The organism is Chryseobacterium sp. TB1-D10 (assembly GCF_059803555.1).
This window is the reverse complement of record NZ_JAPFHB010000002.1, coordinates 331698-349174: the sequence shown is the minus strand read 5'-3', so window position 1 is coordinate 349174 and position 17477 is coordinate 331698. Positions and strand designations below refer to the sequence as shown.

General features: G+C 37.6%; 14 protein-coding genes. 2 read left to right on the top strand and 12 right to left on the bottom strand.

Annotated features, from left to right (window positions below):
* Positions 1 to 42 precede the first annotated feature (42 nt).
* A complete protein-coding gene (locus tag OPU68_RS03970) occupies positions 43 to 690 on the top strand; it encodes a metal-dependent transcriptional regulator (RefSeq protein WP_498472697.1) in 648 nt (215 codons plus the stop codon).
* Positions 691 to 722: 32 nt separating this feature from the next.
* On the opposite strand, the gene dnaJ is transcribed toward OPU68_RS03970, so the two are convergent.
* The 3 genes from dnaJ to OPU68_RS03955 form a co-directional block, all read right to left on the bottom strand.
* On the bottom strand, positions 723 to 1841 hold the full coding sequence (gene dnaJ, locus OPU68_RS03965) for a molecular chaperone DnaJ (protein ID WP_498472696.1): 1119 nt from the start codon (positions 1839 to 1841) through the stop codon (positions 723 to 725).
* A gap of 79 nt (positions 1842 to 1920) precedes the next feature.
* Positions 1921 to 2460, bottom strand: coding sequence for a nucleotide exchange factor GrpE (locus OPU68_RS03960; RefSeq protein WP_498472695.1), 540 nt, complete (start codon positions 2458 to 2460; stop codon positions 1921 to 1923).
* Between the two features lie 206 nt (positions 2461 to 2666).
* Positions 2667 to 4211 carry a S41 family peptidase gene (locus OPU68_RS03955; protein ID WP_498472694.1) on the bottom strand — a complete coding sequence of 515 codons (1545 nt, stop codon included), beginning with the start codon at positions 4209 to 4211 and terminating at the stop codon, positions 2667 to 2669.
* A 130-nt stretch (positions 4212 to 4341) separates the two neighbouring features.
* Here OPU68_RS03955 and OPU68_RS03950 point away from each other — a divergent pair, with 130 nt between their 5' ends.
* On the top strand, positions 4342 to 5007 hold the full coding sequence (locus OPU68_RS03950) for a head GIN domain-containing protein (protein WP_498472693.1): 666 nt from the start codon (positions 4342 to 4344) through the stop codon (positions 5005 to 5007).
* 91 nt (positions 5008 to 5098) lie between these two features.
* On the opposite strand, the gene OPU68_RS03945 is transcribed toward OPU68_RS03950, so the two are convergent.
* The 9 genes from OPU68_RS03945 to OPU68_RS03905 form a co-directional block, all read right to left on the bottom strand.
* Positions 5099 to 6130, bottom strand: a complete 1032-nt coding sequence (locus tag OPU68_RS03945) for a LacI family DNA-binding transcriptional regulator (RefSeq protein ID WP_498472692.1) — start codon at positions 6128 to 6130, stop codon at positions 5099 to 5101.
* 242 nt (positions 6131 to 6372) lie between these two features.
* Positions 6373 to 9021, bottom strand: a complete 2649-nt coding sequence (locus tag OPU68_RS03940) for a pectinesterase family protein (protein ID WP_498472691.1) — start codon at positions 9019 to 9021, stop codon at positions 6373 to 6375.
* A gap of 38 nt (positions 9022 to 9059) precedes the next feature.
* Positions 9060 to 10373, bottom strand: coding sequence for a pectate lyase family protein (locus OPU68_RS03935; RefSeq protein WP_498472690.1), 1314 nt, complete (start codon positions 10371 to 10373; stop codon positions 9060 to 9062).
* Positions 10374 to 10583: 210 nt separating this feature from the next.
* Positions 10584 to 11366 (bottom strand): T9SS type A sorting domain-containing protein, encoded by a 783-nt coding sequence (locus OPU68_RS03930; RefSeq protein WP_498472689.1) that lies wholly within the window; start codon positions 11364 to 11366, stop codon positions 10584 to 10586.
* A 483-nt stretch (positions 11367 to 11849) separates the two neighbouring features.
* Positions 11850 to 12644: a T9SS type A sorting domain-containing protein gene (locus tag OPU68_RS03925; RefSeq protein ID WP_498472688.1), complete on the bottom strand. Its 795-nt coding sequence runs from the start codon at positions 12642 to 12644 to the stop codon at positions 11850 to 11852.
* A 352-nt stretch (positions 12645 to 12996) separates the two neighbouring features.
* Positions 12997 to 13974, bottom strand: a complete 978-nt coding sequence (locus OPU68_RS03920) for a pectinesterase family protein (protein WP_498472687.1) — start codon at positions 13972 to 13974, stop codon at positions 12997 to 12999.
* 5 nt (positions 13975 to 13979) lie between these two features.
* Positions 13980 to 14891: an alpha/beta hydrolase gene (locus OPU68_RS03915; RefSeq protein WP_498472686.1), complete on the bottom strand. Its 912-nt coding sequence runs from the start codon at positions 14889 to 14891 to the stop codon at positions 13980 to 13982.
* Positions 14892 to 14902: 11 nt separating this feature from the next.
* On the bottom strand, positions 14903 to 16573 hold the full coding sequence (locus OPU68_RS03910) for a glycoside hydrolase family 28 protein (protein ID WP_498472685.1): 1671 nt from the start codon (positions 16571 to 16573) through the stop codon (positions 14903 to 14905).
* Positions 16574 to 16617: 44 nt separating this feature from the next.
* A complete protein-coding gene (locus tag OPU68_RS03905; protein WP_498472684.1) occupies positions 16618 to 17457 on the bottom strand; it encodes a rhamnogalacturonan acetylesterase in 840 nt (279 codons plus the stop codon).
* Positions 17458 to 17477 lie beyond the last annotated feature (20 nt).

Genomic DNA, 17477 nt, shown 5'->3' with positions numbered 1-17477 from the left:
CCACAAATCGACCATTATCTAACTTTTCCTTAATTTTGAAATATGAATTCTTTAACCGAAGAAAATTATCTGAAAGCACTTTACCATCTTGTGAATGAGAATGATGAAGTTTCCGTGAATGACCTCAGCCGACAGCTGAATATCAAAATGCCATCTGTCAACAGTATGGTTAAGAAATTTGCAGAGAAGAACTGGGTAAAATATGAATCTTACAAACCCATCAAACTCACAGAATCCGGTAAAAAAGAAGCATCACTCATCGTAAGAAAACACCGATTGACAGAAATGTTCCTTGTAGAAAAAATGGGTTTCGGATGGGAGAATGTCCACGAGATTGCGGAACAGTTGGAACACATCCATTCCGACCAGTTTTTTGATAAGATGGATGAGATCCTGAATTACCCAAAGATGGATCCTCATGGTGAACCAATCCCAGACAAAGATGGAAACGTCATTCAGCCCGATCATAAAAAATTAAGCAAATGCAAGGAAAATCAAACTGTGGAATTAGCATCAGTTACAACATCATCAGAAGAGTTTCTGAATTTCCTTAATAAAAGAGATCTCAGTCTTGGAACCAAACTAAAAATACTGCAAATTGAAGGTTTTGACCTGTCGATGTTGATTGCTTATAATGGACGTGAAGAGAATTTTAGCAAGACGGTTTGTGAGCGTCTATTAGTAAAATGAAAAAAGAGACTCAAACCGAGTCTCTTTAATATTTAGTTGAACATATCTTTTACTTTCTCAAAGAATGTTTTTTCTTTTCCTGTTGGTTCGGCGTTCATATCGCCGTTTTCCAGTTGTTTCTGGAAGAAGTCTTTTTGATCTTTCGTCAGTTTCTGTGGTGTCCAGACATTGATGTGAACAAACATATCGCCTTTTCCACCGTAACCTTCGATATTTGGCAGACCTTTTCCGGCTAATCTCAAGATTTTACCAGACTGTGTTCCTTCATCCACTTTGATCTTCACTTTTCCACCAACCACGTTGATTTCCTTAGTTGTTCCCAAAGCTGCTTCTGCAAAAGAAACATACAATTCCTGATGAAGATTGTCGCCTTCTCGTTTGATGGTTTTATCCACTTCCTCCTCTACCACGACTAAAAGGTCACCAGGCGTTCCACCAAGCGGTGCATCGTTCCCTTTTCCTCTCACATTCAGTTGGATGCCATCTCTTGCACCGGCCGGAATGTTGATCGTTATTTCTTCGTCCTCTTTCACAAGACCTTGTGCGTTAGCTCCAGCAGGAATTTTATCCGCTACTTTCCCAACACCCTGGCAGGTGCCGCAAGTTGTCTGCGTCTGCATCTGTCCGAACATCGTGTTCATCATTCTCACCTGCACGCCGCTTCCGCCGCAAGTAGGGCAAGTCTTGGAAGTCACGCCTTTTGCCAGCTTCATTTTTTTGACCTTGATGGTTTTCTGAGTTCCGGAGATCATCTCTTCAAGGTTTAGTTTGATGCGGACACGAAGATTAGAACCTCTCGATTGTTGTTGTCTTTGCTGACCGCCGCCGCCAAATCCACCACCGAAAATATCGCCAAACTGACTGAAGATGTCCTCCATATTCATTCCGCCGCCGAAACCGCCACCGCCAAATCCGCCTCCAGCACCGCCAACGCCTGCGTGACCATATTGGTCGTATCTTGCTTTCTTGTTGTCGTCACTCAGTACTTCGTAAGCTTCTGCCGCTTCTTTGAACTTTTCCTCAGCTGCACTATCACCCGGGTTTTTATCCGGATGATATTTGATTGCCATCTTTCTGTAGGCTTTCTTTATTTCATCAGCACTTGCTGACTTGGTAATTTCTAATATTTCGTAATAATCGCGCTTCGCCATAATTGATTGTTCATAGTTGATGAATGATGGTTGATAATCGATTTAAATCAATAATCGCTGATCTTTTATCATTTATTTTTTAGTTTCCTGTCACTACTTTTGCGAAACGGATTACTTTCTCGTGAAGCTGGTATCCTGTTTCTACAACGTCAATAATCTTTCCTTTAAGATCTTCGGATGGCGCAGGAATAGACGTGATAGCCTCGTGCAGATCCACATTGAAGGCATCGCCCTGCTCTACGTGGATGGCTTTCAAACCTTTGTCTGTCAATTTGCTTTTCAGTTTTTGGTAGATCAGTTCAATTCCTTTCAGTTCGGACTCGTTGCCGCTTTTTGAGATTTCTTTGATGGCTCTTTCGAAGTCATCTACAACACCTAGCATAGATGTCATCAGATCCTGAGAAGCGTACAGATAGAAATCATTCTTCTCTTTCTGCGTTCTTTTTTTATAATTTTCGAATTCTGCGTAAAGACGGATGTATCTGTCTTTCTCTTCTGCCAAAAGTTCTTCTGCAGTTGGTTTTTGTGACACATTTTCCTGATTTTCCGTTTCAGGATTTTCTGTTGAATTCGTTTCTTGATTTAGGTTTTCCTCGTGTATATCTTTGTTTTCTTCCATAATGGTAATTTTACAAAGTACATTTCTCAATTCTTTTGCCAATCGTGGTTTTTTGACAATTAGGCAGAGTTTGATTTGAATAATTGAAGTAATGAACTTTGCCAGAACGAACAAAGTGATGTTGCCCACCCGGACAAGGCATCATTGTACGCCCGAACAAAGATGCTTTGTTCGCCCAAACAATCATCTGAGAAAGTAATTAAATCTTATTTAGCTTGATGCGTGACGGAATTTCGGAACTCAATATCGTCCAATGTCCACTTCAGGATTTTATCATCTTTGCCGAAGATATCGTTATAATTCGGATCTACCGGAAAATTAGGAACTACGCCTCTCTTCTGGTCTTCGAACTCGATATTTGGGCGGATGAGGAATAAGCCGATGGGCAGCGTCAAATGTGAGTTGGGAAGTACAACAGTATTGTTGACTCCGGCTACAGTTCCGTCATTTGCACCGCCTGTCTCTTCGCCTACGATCACTGCTCTTTTCTCATACTTTAGTTTCGCTGATATGATTGATGATGCAGAGAAACTCGCCCCATTTACAAGGACATAAATTTTACCCGTAAAAGCATTGTCTTTTGGTTTTGTGGGTTTGGATGAGAACTCACGAAAGACATATTTCTTGTCTTTTTTAGAAGAGAGAAGGTAATTGCCCACAAGAAAAAACGGATAGCCCGGGGCAGTTAGAATACCACTAAAAACAGATTGTCCACGGAAATAATTCTGATGCATGCCGGAGGTTTTGGATGTCATTTCCGGCGATTTGATCAAAGTAAATTTCTCATCCGTAAGGTAAGAATACAAGGTGTTGATCTCGGAAAGTGAACCACCAAGGTTGTCCCGGACATCTATAATTAAATATTCGGATTTTGCATTTCTGATCTTCCTGAAAGTCTGCTCATAGAACTTTTTGGCATAGGTTGCCGAAAAAGATTTGATCTTGATGTATGCCACACTGCTGTCAAATTTCATAAAGCTGAAACTTCTGTTATAGCTTTTGGAGGCAGCATCATAATCCTGAAGTTTCTGATCTGCCGTTACCTTTGGCAACACTTTTTCCTCGGTCACTTCTTTTTCATTTTTCTTTTGTCTTTTGAGGTGTACGTCTTGTATGACGTTATCGCAGACTGTTTTCAGTTTTACACTGTCCAGATAACCATTCTCCAGGGTGTAGTAGCTGAAGAATGTGAGATTCATAAAATACTTCTGAAAAGTTTTGTTCTCACCATCCGAACTGTACAGTTTCTTATACTTTCTTACAAGATCTGACACATTCTCATCATTGATTTTCAGGATCTCTGTTCCTACTTTGATCTTAGCCACATTCTCCCGGTTCTCTTTCACAAAGATTCTGTCATCTATGATTTTATAATCCATCAAGGCAAAAAGCGGTTTCTTGGTTTTGAATTCCTTCTGTTCTGCTTTGGAGTATTTTTTCCCAACAGACCTCAGTCTCAGATGTCCTTCGTTGATGCTTGCAATGACAGGAGCCAGTTTGAAGAAGAACTGATTGGGCGTCAAAGGCTCATTTATATTGGTTTTGAGGCTATCAAATTTATAATCCAGCTCTTCCTTAGAAATATACCAGTAAAGATTGGGGTGGAATCTCTGTAGTTTCTGATAAGTGAAATCTATATCCTTTCTCAGTTCAGCTGCAGGAATCTTTTTATCCAAAAACAGATTATTCTTCTTGACAGACTGGCAAGAGAAGATGATGATTAATATAAATAAAGAGATTGATTTTTTCATGAACAAGAGATTAAAAATAAGATATTTAAAATAAAAAGAGTCACTTCAAATTATAACTTTAACATTTTATAACAAAAAGTGGTTTTAGATTTGTAAAGATGTGCTTGTTATTAAATCAACAATTACCATTATGAAAAATATAATCCTTGCCACCTCGGCACTTCTGATCTCTCAGTTTTCTTTTGCTCAAAGTAAAGACATCACGGCTTTTACCAATCTTAAAGTGTTTGATAAAATCCCGGTTGAGTTGGTTTCTTCGGACACTTACAAAGTCGAAGTCAGCGGAACAATGGCAGATGATGTAGAATTTGTAAATTCGGGAAACGAACTCAGAATCCGAATGAAACCTACAAAGCTTCTGCAAGGTGATGATGTGAAAATTTTGCTTTATTATCAGGACATAAATGATATCCAGGCTAGCCAGGGTGCAAAGATTACATCCTCTGATATTGTAAAATCAACAAAATTGGGACTGACTTCCAACGAGGGTTCCAACATTGATCTTAATATCAATGCGAAAGTAGTTGAAGGGAAAATCAATACCGGCGGACTTTTAAAACTGTCCGGAAATACAGATTCGCAATCTATCGTTGTGAATACTGGCGGAAAATATGACGGACAAAGCCTTCAAACACAAATCACAAGCATTACTACAAACGCCGGAGGAAAAGCATCAGTAAATGCAATAGAATCTGTTGACGCCACTACCAGAGCAGGCGGCATTATCGATATTTACGGAAAACCAAAATCTAAGAATGATAAGAAAATTGCAGGTGGTAAAATCAGTTATCATTAATAGAAGTTAGATATTAGCTTATAGAAATTAGAGTAAAGCGCACTTCAACTTAAAATAAACTAAAACCCACCAGGATCTGGTGGGTTTTGGTTTATTTGCTTCTCTTAGATGATTGCCTTATTTGCAGCATTGGTGTGAGAACAAGTTTCTTTTCTATCGTGATTCCCGAGAAGTTATCTTTGATACTTTCCAGGAATACATTGCCGGAAACTTTCCCCATCATAACGGGTGTCTGATCTACAGAACTGATGGACAATTCCATAAACTGGGTAAAAGGTTCATTACTGAAGCCTATCACACCAATATCTTCCGGTATTCTGAGTTTCAGATTTTTGATTTCTTTACAAACCCCTAAAGCTGTAAAATCCGAAGCGGAGAAAATGGCATCCGGTTTTATTTTGCGTTTCCAAACATTTTTCATAGCGTGGATTCCTTCTTCTATAGAACTTCCGGTATTGATGATATTCTCCTGAATCACCGGTAATTTATAATCCTGCAAAGCACTGATGTAACCTTTGAGCCTGTTCTGATAGATCTCCAGATTCTGATCTCCCGAGAAGTGGTAGATGTTTTTATAACCTTCATTTATGAGATGTTCAGTCGCCTGATAAGCTCCTTTGTGGTCATCTATTGTAATTGTACTTATGCCCGGAACATCCTTCTTTCTATCAAAAAATATAATTGGGGTATTGGTTGTGCTTACCACTTTTTTCAAATATTCCGTATCTGTGGTATTCTTTGAAATTGAAATAAAGATACAGTCCACCTGGGTATGAAGCAGAGTATTCAGCTGTTTTTTTTCTATAGAAGCATCATCGTGGCTCTGACAGATAATGACACGATAGCCGTGCGGAGACAACTCCTCCTCTATCCCGCGAATCACAGATGAGAAAAAGTTGGTATTGATATATGGAACTATAACACCTACTGTTTTGGTCTCTCCGCTTTTGAGTGCTTTTGCAAGATTGTTCTGCTTGTAGTCCATTTCCTTTGCCGCATTCACAACCAGTTCTTTGGTCGCCTGGCTTATTCTGGGATGATTGTTCAGCGCTCTGGAAACAGTCGCCACACTTACATTCAGTTTTTTGGAAATGTCATATATCGTTGTATTTTTCTTTGTCATGTATTCTTTATCTAATCATTAGATACCAGTGTTGTAAATATATAAAATAATCCCTGTCAATACGGAATATTAAATTCAGTTTTCATAAAAAACAGGATTAATCTTCCAACACTTTCGGCTTTTTTAACATAAACGCATTACTAATAAAAATAATTTAGTCAGGCGTATTAATTATTAAAAAATCAATAAGCAAAAAAGCCAATCCATCGAAACGGAATTGGCTTTCACATTATGAAAATTTATTATTTCTTGATTAATTTACCATTGATCTGACCCGAATTTGTTTTTAAACTGTAAAAATAGATTCCGGTTTTCCAGTCCTTGGTCTGGATCGTCAGGTTATTAATGCCAGATTTCTGATTCGCCTTCTGAATATTCTTAATCATTCTTCCGCTCATATCGTAAACTGTAACCGCTACGTCAGAACTGTTTTTCAAATCATAAGCAATCGTTACCTGATCTGTGAATGGATTTGGATATACACTTAGTTTAGCTTCTCTGATATTATTTACTCCTAAAGTTCCAAAGTCAAAACTAACAGAAGCAGGCGGCATCCAGTCAAACACAAATGACGCATCTGTTTCTTTTTTGAAGACATTAGCAATCGTATACACCTGAGATTGCGGTTCTGTAAGCACCACGCCTCCGTTTGCTCTCTGCGCCAGACGTTCTGGTGTTGCACCGTCGCCTGTATTTCCATACTCTACAAATGTTACCGGCAACACCCCGTTGATAGGTGTTGTCCATCCTGTTGCATTCAGCATAGATGGTGTTGCACATCTGATGAAAGCTGCTTTAGGTATATTCTGCCAAGCACGGCCAAAGTGGAAATTACTAATAACGGTTCCGTTAAAATCTGTAGTTCCGGCAGCTGGTACTGTCAAATTACAATCCAGGAATACAAATCCGAATTTGGTACTGGCCTCTGTAGAAGGTGCCGTTACCACACTATTGTTACGGTTGATGTATGTTGTACATTGATCAAAAACAACAGTCTGACGTCCGAAAATAAAATCTACGTTACCTTCTATGTAAGAGTTTTTGAAATAAGCTCTACCGATGCTGTTTCCAAGATATGTATCCTGATAACCCAGAATTCTGCAATCGTAAAATGCCTGACGATCGCCCTGCGTTTTCAAAGCAACTGCCTGCGTGGAAGAATTGATCTGAGTATTAGCCGTTGAATTTACAAATGTATTGGCAATGGTAATCTTCGAAGCTGTGAAATCATTGCCGAAAACTGCCATTGTCTGGGATAGCGATGTTCCGTAAGCCTGACCTGTATCGGGATTGATGTTGCCCGCTGAGATGTTATTTGTGATAATGGTTGTAGCAGCATCATCGCCAATCAGGAATACATTTGATTTAGCAGCAAGAAGCGTAGGTCTTTCTGTATAAGTTCCCGGCTTGATATGGATAATCCATCTTCCTGTATAATTGTCCGGAACAGCATCGAAAGCTGCCTGAACTGTAGTATAATCTCCCGAGCCATCTTTTGCAATAGTTTTAGTTATGTCGGGGTCTGTTGCTTTGGTTGTTACAGTTGCGACACTACCATAAGAAGTTCCTGCAGAATTGGTTGCGAAAGTTCTCACATAATATAGTGTTGACGCCTCTGCTCCGAAAACAAAAGAAGAGAAAGCTCCTAATCCTGAGCCTGTTATTACCTTGGTTGCATTGTCCAGCGCAGGTGTATTATTGGTTTTTGACCATACGATTCCTCGTTCTGTAACATCTGCTCCGCCCCAATCTGTCACATTACCAGAAACTACAAAAGATTTGTTGGTAACCTGAGACTGTGAAGTAGTTGTAACTGTTGGCGCAACAATATTTGCTAAAGTTGTAAAACTAACCTGAGAACCATAAGAAGTTCCGGCAGAATTGGTTGCATAGGCACGTGCGTAATATGTTGTTCCAGGAGTTAAATTCGATAATGAACTGGTGTAAGATCCTGATGTTGCGTTTTCTGTCGTTTTAAAATCATCAACTGTAGGCAATTGATTTGTACTCCAAACCACACCGCTTGCAGTAACCGCGCCGCCTCCATTGCTGGAAATAGTTCCGCCAGAAACCGCACTTGTTGTAGAAACCGAAGAAACAGCCGTTGTGGAAACTGTCGCAGGATTTGCAACTGCGCCTTCCATAGTTCCGGAAATCTTAACATTTCTCAAACCAAATTGCTTGTTTGTAGCTGCAGCAGCCAAATATGGATAAAATCTGACATACATTTTCTGACTGCCGGTTAAAACCACAGGAGTAGCAAGTGTAAAGCTCAAGGCAGATGAACCATTATTTGGTAGTTTTAAAGCTGACTGGATAGACACTGGACTTGAGAAGTCAGAATTAACGCTATAAAACGCCTGATAATACATATTCCCAGTTCCTGATGCACCTACCAGAGCATCAATTTTGTTAACCGTCAATGTTCCGCCATTTGTAGGATTCACATCCAACTGAACGTAGACATCCGCATTTAATACCGTGGTACTTCCCGTTCCTGTCCAACTGTTTGCAGAACCAACAAGCTGCCAGAAAATAACATTACTGTCCGTAATGGCGTCGCCTGTAAAATCTATTTTGGTATTTACCTGATAGGCAACACTGGCCGCTGGATAACTGATACTGGATTCCAAATTACCTTCAAGAGATTTCTCGGTAATGTTTGTAATCAAAGGCCAAGTTACTGATGCAGGTGTTGCTTCAATTAATTTTGACTGACCTGCGATATTTTTATTTTCGCCGGATTTATAAACCTCTTCCAATTTTGTACTGGAAATAGAAGTTTTCACATCGTCACTTGATGAAACTTTGAAATAGGACACACTTGTTCCTATTCCGAAGATCATCACAGCACTCAAAAGTGCAGCTGGAAAGATTAGAGTTTTTTTCATTGTTTATTAATAGTTGTGAATTGTTTTAATCTTAAAATTTATTTTACAATTACTTTTTGGACGTAAGAATTATCGTCAGTTTTTACTTCGAATAATTTGACACCTTTGCCAATTTTCTTCAATGAGATAGAATTAATGGTATTATCGCCTTTAGAAAGCGTACCATTATAGACAACACCTTCGGATTTACCTGACATATCCATTACTCTTACTTGAAATGCTTTGTTGTTTTCTTTGGAAAAAACTTTTAGAGAAATTTGTTCGGAAGCTGGGTTTGGGTAAAATGTTGTAGCTGAACTTAATTTAAAATTCACTTCGCCCGTTGCCAAAAAAAGACAATCCGTAGGTTGCAAAAGCACAGCTCCGGCTCCTGCCATAACGGTTTGTTTTACATCCGTAGAAGCAATTTTATTAATCGTGTACGGTGGCGTAAAAGCAGTTCCCGAACCTGTCATAGTTCCTGTAGCTCCTGAGAAAGTATTGCTAACCAATTGTGCTGCTGTGAAGTTTCCTGTTTCTAGTCTGATTGGATTCTTTACATTTTCAAAGTAATTACCCTCAATCAGAAGATCCGCTTTATAACCGGCATAAATACAGTAGTTGCTAACAGAACTGTTAAAATAGTTGTTCAGCAAATGAACTTTTCCAAATCTCACTCTTGGCATTCTTTCTCTCACGCCAGGTCCCCACCAGCAATATTGCATAGTGATTCTCAATTTCCCTTCGTCCTGTGTTGCATCATCGCCAGATCCGAAAAGATTAGAAAATCTGTGGTCATTGCTACCTCCGGAACCACCGGGAATAGGAGTTTTTAAATATTGGAATTTTGTCCAGGTCACAGTGATCAGGTCAGATGCATTTTTGATATCAAGATTGCCGTCCAAAGCATCCTGAAAAGTACAATGATCTACCCAAACGCTGGTACAGTTGTCGATCGTTAAATTATCATTTCCATCCACATCGTAAGCTCCGGGACCTTCAAACGTGATATTTTTGATAAGGATATTGGAACTGTTTTTTGCATAGAGAATTCCTGATCCGCCAGACGTAAGATCTACGGAAATCAGTTTTGCTCCTGCTAGTCCTAAAATAGATTTTCCGGTTTGATTTTGAAGTGTCAATCGGCCAGCTGTAGGAAACGTGATTTGCCCTGAGATGTGAATCACTTTTACCGCAGTTGCATTGATTGCAGTTTTTAGCTCCGCATAAGTTGTAACCACTGTAGGTGTAGCTGTTCCTCCGCCGGTAACTCCATTTTGAGATGCCCAGCCTGTTGCAGGACATTGTGCTTTTACATTGATCTGAAATATAGACGTTATCAGAAACGCAGACATTAAGATTATTCTTTTCATTAGGATAAAGATCTTTTAGAATTAGTTTGAAATATCGGAATTGATAGTTCAAGTTTTATATAACAAAATGGTTATTAGTTATTTATAATTATTTAATTTTTAAAAAAAAGAAAAAAAAAAGTTTGATGAAAACGCGTTTCATCAAACTCTATTAATGAAAAATTTAATTCATTTAAATTTTATTGATTTTAATCCTTCTTGAAAAAGATCTTATCTTACCAAAACTTTCACAGATTTTTCACCCGCTTCAGATTTAAGGTTTACGATGTACAAACCTTTAGTATTCACTTCAAAGTTAACATCTGCAGAAGTTGTCATTGCTTTTACCAAAGATCCGTTAGCATTAAAAACATTTACCTGCGTATTTTTTGATTCAAGATTAGAAACAAAAACTTTGCTTCCGCTGGTGTAAACAGTAGCTTTCATATCTTTTCTAACGTCATTTACGCCCAAAACAGTTGTCCCAACGTTTGTTGCAGTCATTTTGTAAAGATTAAGAGACTGATCTCCGTAGAAGTACAAATTAGTTGCAGGACCTGCATATTCAAATGTATAAATGATTCCGTCCTGAGAATTAGAATAAGTCTTAGAGGCAAGTACTGCTGATCCGTTACCGATATAAAGAGTACGATCTCCACCGCCTCCGTTTTTGTACCAAATAGTGATAACAGAATTTCCGTTTACTTTAAGAATAATGTGACGTTGTGTTGGCGTAGTATTAGTTCCTGTTGAAGTATAGCCGCCACCATTCAATTTGAAACGTTTTGTTGCAGAATAACCATCTGAGAATGTAGCCGTATTAGCTTCTACCTGTGCAAAATTCACAACAGTTGCAGGTCCCGGAACAAGACCTAGATTATTTTTCACTGTAGCTGTAAGTTCACCAGCAGTCACTGGCCATGCAGCACTGGAGAAGTCCCAGGTGGTTTGCGCTTTGAAAGAGTTAACAGACGCTACTACTGAAAAAGCTAAAAGAAGTAATGATTTTTTCATGATAAAATAAATTATTTAATTGTTTGATATTTTTTATGCAATCGATTACACAATTATGTGTAATAATTCTACGGTTCTAATATAAAATTATTATTCAATATCAAGATATTTTTTTTTAATTTAATGTTAACTTTTTTTAACAGATCAAAAAAACTCTCTATTGATGAGGCTTTCATAATAAATATGATGTCTCAAAAAGTAAAATAAATTGACTGAAAATGGAAAAATGACGACAAAAATAAGTGCAATCGGTTGTCTAAAAATAACTGAAATGATGTGCAATTTTATTAAAAAACATTTTTTTAAAAAAAAATGAAACATGGATACAAATTTCCGAACATAATCACCCATTCAATGATTCATCCTGAAACATAAATTTGATTTTTTCAATTATATAAAAAGCTTCGACAAAAAAAACCCTGCAAACAAACATTTACAGGGTTTTTGAAAAAAATTATGAAAATAATTACTACTTATTGTTGTTTATTTCAATAGAACTTTTACAGACTTTGCACCAGCTTCTGAACTAAGAGTTACAATATAAAGCCCTTTCGCATTGATTTCAATGTTTGTATCTGTGGAAGATTTCAAAGATTTCATTAGTGATCCATTTGCGTTATAAACATTAATATCTGTCTTTTTAGATTCCAGATTAGAAACATAAATTTTGTTACCAATTGAGAATGCCTTTGCTTTTAAACCAGACTTTATATCGTTTACTGCCAAGCTGGAATTATCTGTATATTCTATTTTATACAAACTATTGTCACCTCCACCTACAGTTATCATAATATTACCAGCAGTTCCGGTATAGGTATAACTGGCGACAGCAATATCTGAAGTAGTATTGCCTGCAAAAGTTGTAGAATTTAGAACTTTTCCAGCAGCATCAGAGATCAAAAGAGATCTGCCAGCACCTCCGCCTCTAGCCCATAACTTGATCGTTGCATTATTTGACACAGCGAATTGCAATACTCTTCTCCCAGCTAGCAATGTTGTTCCCACAGCAGGATTTAGAGAGCCAGTATAACTGTTCCCGCCAAATGCCAAACGCTGTGTTGGAACATATGCCGGATCTGTGAAAGTTGCCAAATTAGTAGTAGAAATAGTAAGTGCGCTGCCACCAGGTAAAAAAGACAAACCATCAATAGTAGTGTCTGTTGAGATAGCTCCGGCAGTAAACTTAGTCGTATCGCTGAAATCCCAGGTTTTGCTTTGAGCATTAAAAGTTACTGCAGAAATACCTGCAAAAATTAAAGAGAATAATAGTTTTTTCATGATAAATTAATTTATATAGTTGTTTAATAATTTCTATGCAATCGATTACACAATTTTGTGCATAAATCGACGCTTCTAATATAAAATTATTTTCAAATAATCGGACAAATTTTATTTTATTTTTTTAACTGAATATTAATTTTGATTAATATAAAATTAAAATTTCCTTTAAATAAAGAACAAATCTATTAAATGAATGTTTAACTAAAAATGATTTTTATAAAAATTATTGGTTACAAAACAAGCTTTAAAACGAAATTATTAACGTAATCGATTGCATAAAAACTACTGAATATGTGATGTGAAATGGATTTTCTTAGATTTAAGAGATTTTATAATTGTGCAACATCTGTTATTTTGGGATCCAGTCAGCTGTTTTTTTGAAGATATTTTCGATCTTATATCTCTTCAGCTCTTTTTTGGAAAGCTGATGCGACCACTCTACTCTTTTCTCAGAATCTGCTCCGTCTCCTTTGCTTCGAAACTCAGCGTAGAAAGCAGTTTTTTCTTTATCAGGAAACATTTTATCGCCTTTCCAGGGATTCCAGCCTTCTGGTAAAATATGATTTTCCATTGTTGTATTAATGAAAACGGTCTTTGCAAACGGACGCCAAGGTCTGCCAAGAAAAACCTTGGAAATACCTTCTTTTGCTGTCAAATGACAATCAAAAAAGACAAAACCAAATTCATTTTCTTTGCTCGTTGCAGCTGCAGTAATGTAAGAATCTGCAAGACTTCTGACTTCACAATTTTTAAAAACTGCTACTGCCTGACCAAAAATAAAATCCGTTGTTCCTTCTATATAACAATTTTCATAATACTGCCGACTGTTATCTCTAGCTGCATAAAGCGTATCCTGACAACCCAAAATCTTAGAATTTTTCATCACAAAACGATCGCCTTCTACGTGAAGGGAAACCGCCTGACCTTGATTACAGGAAGAATTCTGAACCGTAAGATTTGAAATTTTCACATCATCTCCAGAAACAAAAACCGTATAAGAATCGAAAGTGGTGAGTTTTTCATTGGTTATAGGATTAAGTTTTCCAGAAAAATCATCGTTTGTAATGATCGTATTTTCTTTGTCTTCTCCTTCTATTGTAATCCAATGTTTTGAAGAAGGAATGACAATTTTCTCATTGTAGATTCCTGATTTAATTTTAATTAAAGCTTCGCCCGGACCTAAATCCCGAACTGAATTAATAGCTTTCTGAATAGAAGTAAATTGTCCGCTTCCGTCCTTTGCAACTGTTATTGTGATGTAAGGATCATTTTGAGCCAACAAAAACTGACCAAAAGAAAACATTAATATCAAAAAGAATTTCTTCATAAAATCTATTTTAAAATTTTCTCCAAAAACTGGACGGTCAAATTCAAAGTCTCTGTAAACCAAGGTTCTGCCGACCAGAAAGAATGCGGCGTATCTTTGACTTTATGAACTTCTGTTGGAATATTATAAGCTTTTAATTTCACCATCATATCATCTCTTCCTGCATGAAAACGTGGCTGAGAACTATTAATAAAAATCGTAGGTGGCGTATTCTTACCCACAAATTCCAAAGGCGAAGCGTCTGCCCAGATTTTCGGATTGTCCTGATGAGAAAAGCCGAGCCAAAATGCATCGTAAGTTCCTTCTTTTCCGGATTCCGGATGAATGAAAGATACAACACCATCAACATTGATGATTGCTTTTAGTTGACCTTTAGATTTCACACCAACCAAAGTTGCGATTTGTGCTCCTGCCGATTCTCCATAAATTGCTACTTTCTTAGGATTTAAGGCGTATTTTGTTTTGTTTTTAATTAAAAATTTGATGGCATTTTCAACATCATCAATGGCTGCCGGATATTTGGCAACATCAGACAATCTGTAACCAACAGCGATTGCAACATAACCTTTGGAAGCCAGTTCCTGAGCCATATATTTTTCGTTTTCCTTACTTCCGGAAATCCAGCCGCCGCCGTGAACCATAGCGATTCCCGGATATTTTTTAGATTTGTCAAGTGGATAATAGATATCTGCTTTCAAAGAGACGCCGTTGACATTTCCGTATTCCACATCTTTATCGATTCCGATATTTGAAGGAGTTGGTCTGTCAAGTGGTGTGATGAAAGAATATTTTTTCTTCAATTTTTCGAAGGTGGCTTCGTTTGTATAAGGAGTCGCATTCGGACGCGTTATTTGTCCGAATGCAGATTTAGCTCCAAATAAGAAAAAAATAAGAAAATATAGTTTGTGAAAACTCATATTAAAATTGATTATTTAACAGTATTTCTGGCAACATCTTTACCAATTGTAATTTGCTCTTTGGCAACGGTTTTAGGAAGTTTTACTGCTGATGTTTTGTTCCCTAAAACTTTGATTGTTGGTTTGTTTGCAGATTCCAAAGTCAGTCCGGAAAGATCGATATTCTTACTGTTATAAACTGTTGCACCAGTTCCATCGCTGTATTTCAGTTTTACATTTTTAAGTGTAATTCCGTCTGCATCTACGATGGTTAAAGCTTTTTTGGTATCGAAATAAGAATCTTCTATCACGATGTTTTTCAGGTTCATTTCAGACAATCCGTTCAGTGATAATGCTTCGTAAGAATTGGTTGCATTGATATTTTTGAAAAATACATTTCTGAAAACCGGCGTTTCATCTGTCACAGGAATTTGTTTTTCCACTCGTTTCTCATCGTCCGCACTTTGATCTTCTTCGATAATCGGTGAATTTCCTTCATAAAACATATTGAAACCGATTACTTGTGCCGGAATATTAATCATATCAATATGACTCATCCAGATGTTTTCCACAACGCCACCTCTGCCTCTCGTCGTTTTGAAACGAAGTCCGATGTCTGTTCCGATAAAAGTACAATTGGAAGCGTGAAGATTTTTAACACCACCAGACATTTCACTTCCGATTACAATTCCGCCGTGTGCGTGGTAAACTGTATTGTTTTTGATAATGACATTTTCTGTCGGAACACCCCTGTCTCTTCCGTCTTTATCTTTTCCGGATTTGATACAGATGGCGTCATCACCAACATCGAATGTATTGTTATAAATCAAAACATTTTTGCAAGATTCCAAGTCCAATCCGTCCCCATTTTGAGAATACCAGGGATTTCTCACATTCAGATTTCTTAGAATTAAATTGCTTGACATTAATGGATGAAGATTCCATGCGGGAGAATTCTGGAACGTTGGACCGTCTAAAAGCACTTTGTCGCAACTTACCAAACTTACCATTACCGGACGAAGGAAATCTTTTACTTTTTCAAGATCTTCTCTTGTAGTTAATTTTTCCGGAATATTGAAATTAGCCGTGCTTGTAAATCCTCTTTTAGAACTTTCTGTCGGGAACCACGTCTTTTTATCATCAGACAAAACACCACCTTTTGAAAGCAATTCTTTCCATTGTCCGTCAGTCATTTTTCCTTTTTTAACGTATCTCCAAGCGTCGCCACTTCCGTCGATCACGCCATTTCCTGTGATGGCGATATTGGTTGCGCCTTTTGCAGAAATTGGAGACTGGCAACGCGTTGTGTTAAGACCTTCGAAACTGACATCCACTAAAGGATAATCTGCAAAATCCCTGCTGAAAATGATCATCGCACCGTCTTCCAGATGAAGATTGATATTACTTTGCAAAACAATCGGACCAGTCATCCAGATTCCTCTTGGAACGGTGACTTTTCCACCGCCTTTTTGGCTAATGCTTGCTATTGCTTTTTTGAAAGCCTCAGTATTTTTTACATTTCCGCCTGCGATTGCACCAAAATCTTTGATGCTGACCGAAGTTGCAGGAAAAGAAGTCTCAACCACAGTTGGCATTTTGAATTCTACATTTTTGTAAAGATCAGCTGTCTGCAATTGCGCAAAACTGTTTGCAGAAAATAGTGTCGCTAAGCTTAATGCTAATAATTTAATCGATTTCTTCATTATACTTATTTTGATTTTCAGAACCTGGATTCTGGATATTTAATTTATTTCTTAGTGACAATTTTTTTGAATTCGTTATAAACGATCTGTGCCATTGCTTTTGCACCTTCCGGCTGGAAATGCGTGTCGTCTTTTTGTCCGTTTGGATATGCGGGATATTTGCCTTCGGGAAGATTCATAAAGTAAGTAGTGGTCACAAAATCCTTTCCTTTTTTGGTTAAAAATTCCCTTGAAAGTCTGTTGAGATCTATCAAATCTACCTTTTGTTCTTGTGCCACTTCTATCATAGCTTTCGCATAGTCTACATGACTGTCGCCCAAAACGCCGTCTTTCCATGGATAATTTCTGGAAACTGGTGTTACCAAAATTGGCGTCGCACCTTTCTCTCTCACCTGATGAATATACAATCTCAAATATTCTTTGTAACCCGGAACATCTACGTACCGATCCACCTTTTTCTCAGATTCATCGTTGTGTCCAAACTGAATCAGAACCCAGTCTTTTGGTTTCAGATTTTCAAAAATATAACGCCATCTTCCTTCTTGGAAAAAAGTTCTGGTACTTCTTCCGCCTTTGGCTTTGTCAACTACCAAAACATTTTTTGTGAGAGAAGGCGTTTTCAATGTTTTAAGACTGTCTGCCACAAAAAATTCTTGAAAAACGCCGCCCCAACCTTGCTGTGGATATCGTTTTTCCTGGTAATTGCTTTCCAAAGTATAATCTGTCAATGTGGAATCGCCAGCCAGAAAAATGTTGGTCGTGGTTTTATCTTTGGAGGGTGTTACGATTTTTTCTTTCTGATTATCCTGTTCCGTTTGCGCCGTCATCAGGAGTGATGCTGTGACAAAAAATGCGGCTGAGATATTTTTAAAAGATAATTTCATTTTAATATTAATAATTTCTT

Coding starts and splice junctions, on each gene's coding strand:
- OPU68_RS03970 (WP_498472697.1), top strand. CDS start 43: ATGAATTCTTTAACCGAAGAAAATTATCTGAAAGCACTTTACCATCTT.
- dnaJ (WP_498472696.1), bottom strand. CDS start 1,841: ATGGCGAAGCGCGATTATTACGAAATATTAGAAATTACCAAGTCAGCA.
- OPU68_RS03960 (WP_498472695.1), bottom strand. CDS start 2,460: ATGGAAGAAAACAAAGATATACACGAGGAAAACCTAAATCAAGAAACG.
- OPU68_RS03955 (WP_498472694.1), bottom strand. CDS start 4,211: ATGAAAAAATCAATCTCTTTATTTATATTAATCATCATCTTCTCTTGC.
- OPU68_RS03950 (WP_498472693.1), top strand. CDS start 4,342: ATGAAAAATATAATCCTTGCCACCTCGGCACTTCTGATCTCTCAGTTT.
- OPU68_RS03945 (WP_498472692.1), bottom strand. CDS start 6,130: ATGACAAAGAAAAATACAACGATATATGACATTTCCAAAAAACTGAAT.
- OPU68_RS03940 (WP_498472691.1), bottom strand. CDS start 9,021: ATGAAAAAAACTCTAATCTTTCCAGCTGCACTTTTGAGTGCTGTGATG.
- OPU68_RS03935 (WP_498472690.1), bottom strand. CDS start 10,373: ATGAAAAGAATAATCTTAATGTCTGCGTTTCTGATAACGTCTATATTT.
- OPU68_RS03930 (WP_498472689.1), bottom strand. CDS start 11,366: ATGAAAAAATCATTACTTCTTTTAGCTTTTTCAGTAGTAGCGTCTGTT.
- OPU68_RS03925 (WP_498472688.1), bottom strand. CDS start 12,644: ATGAAAAAACTATTATTCTCTTTAATTTTTGCAGGTATTTCTGCAGTA.
- OPU68_RS03920 (WP_498472687.1), bottom strand. CDS start 13,974: ATGAAGAAATTCTTTTTGATATTAATGTTTTCTTTTGGTCAGTTTTTG.
- OPU68_RS03915 (WP_498472686.1), bottom strand. CDS start 14,891: ATGAGTTTTCACAAACTATATTTTCTTATTTTTTTCTTATTTGGAGCT.
- OPU68_RS03910 (WP_498472685.1), bottom strand. CDS start 16,573: ATGAAGAAATCGATTAAATTATTAGCATTAAGCTTAGCGACACTATTT.
- OPU68_RS03905 (WP_498472684.1), bottom strand. CDS start 17,457: ATGAAATTATCTTTTAAAAATATCTCAGCCGCATTTTTTGTCACAGCA.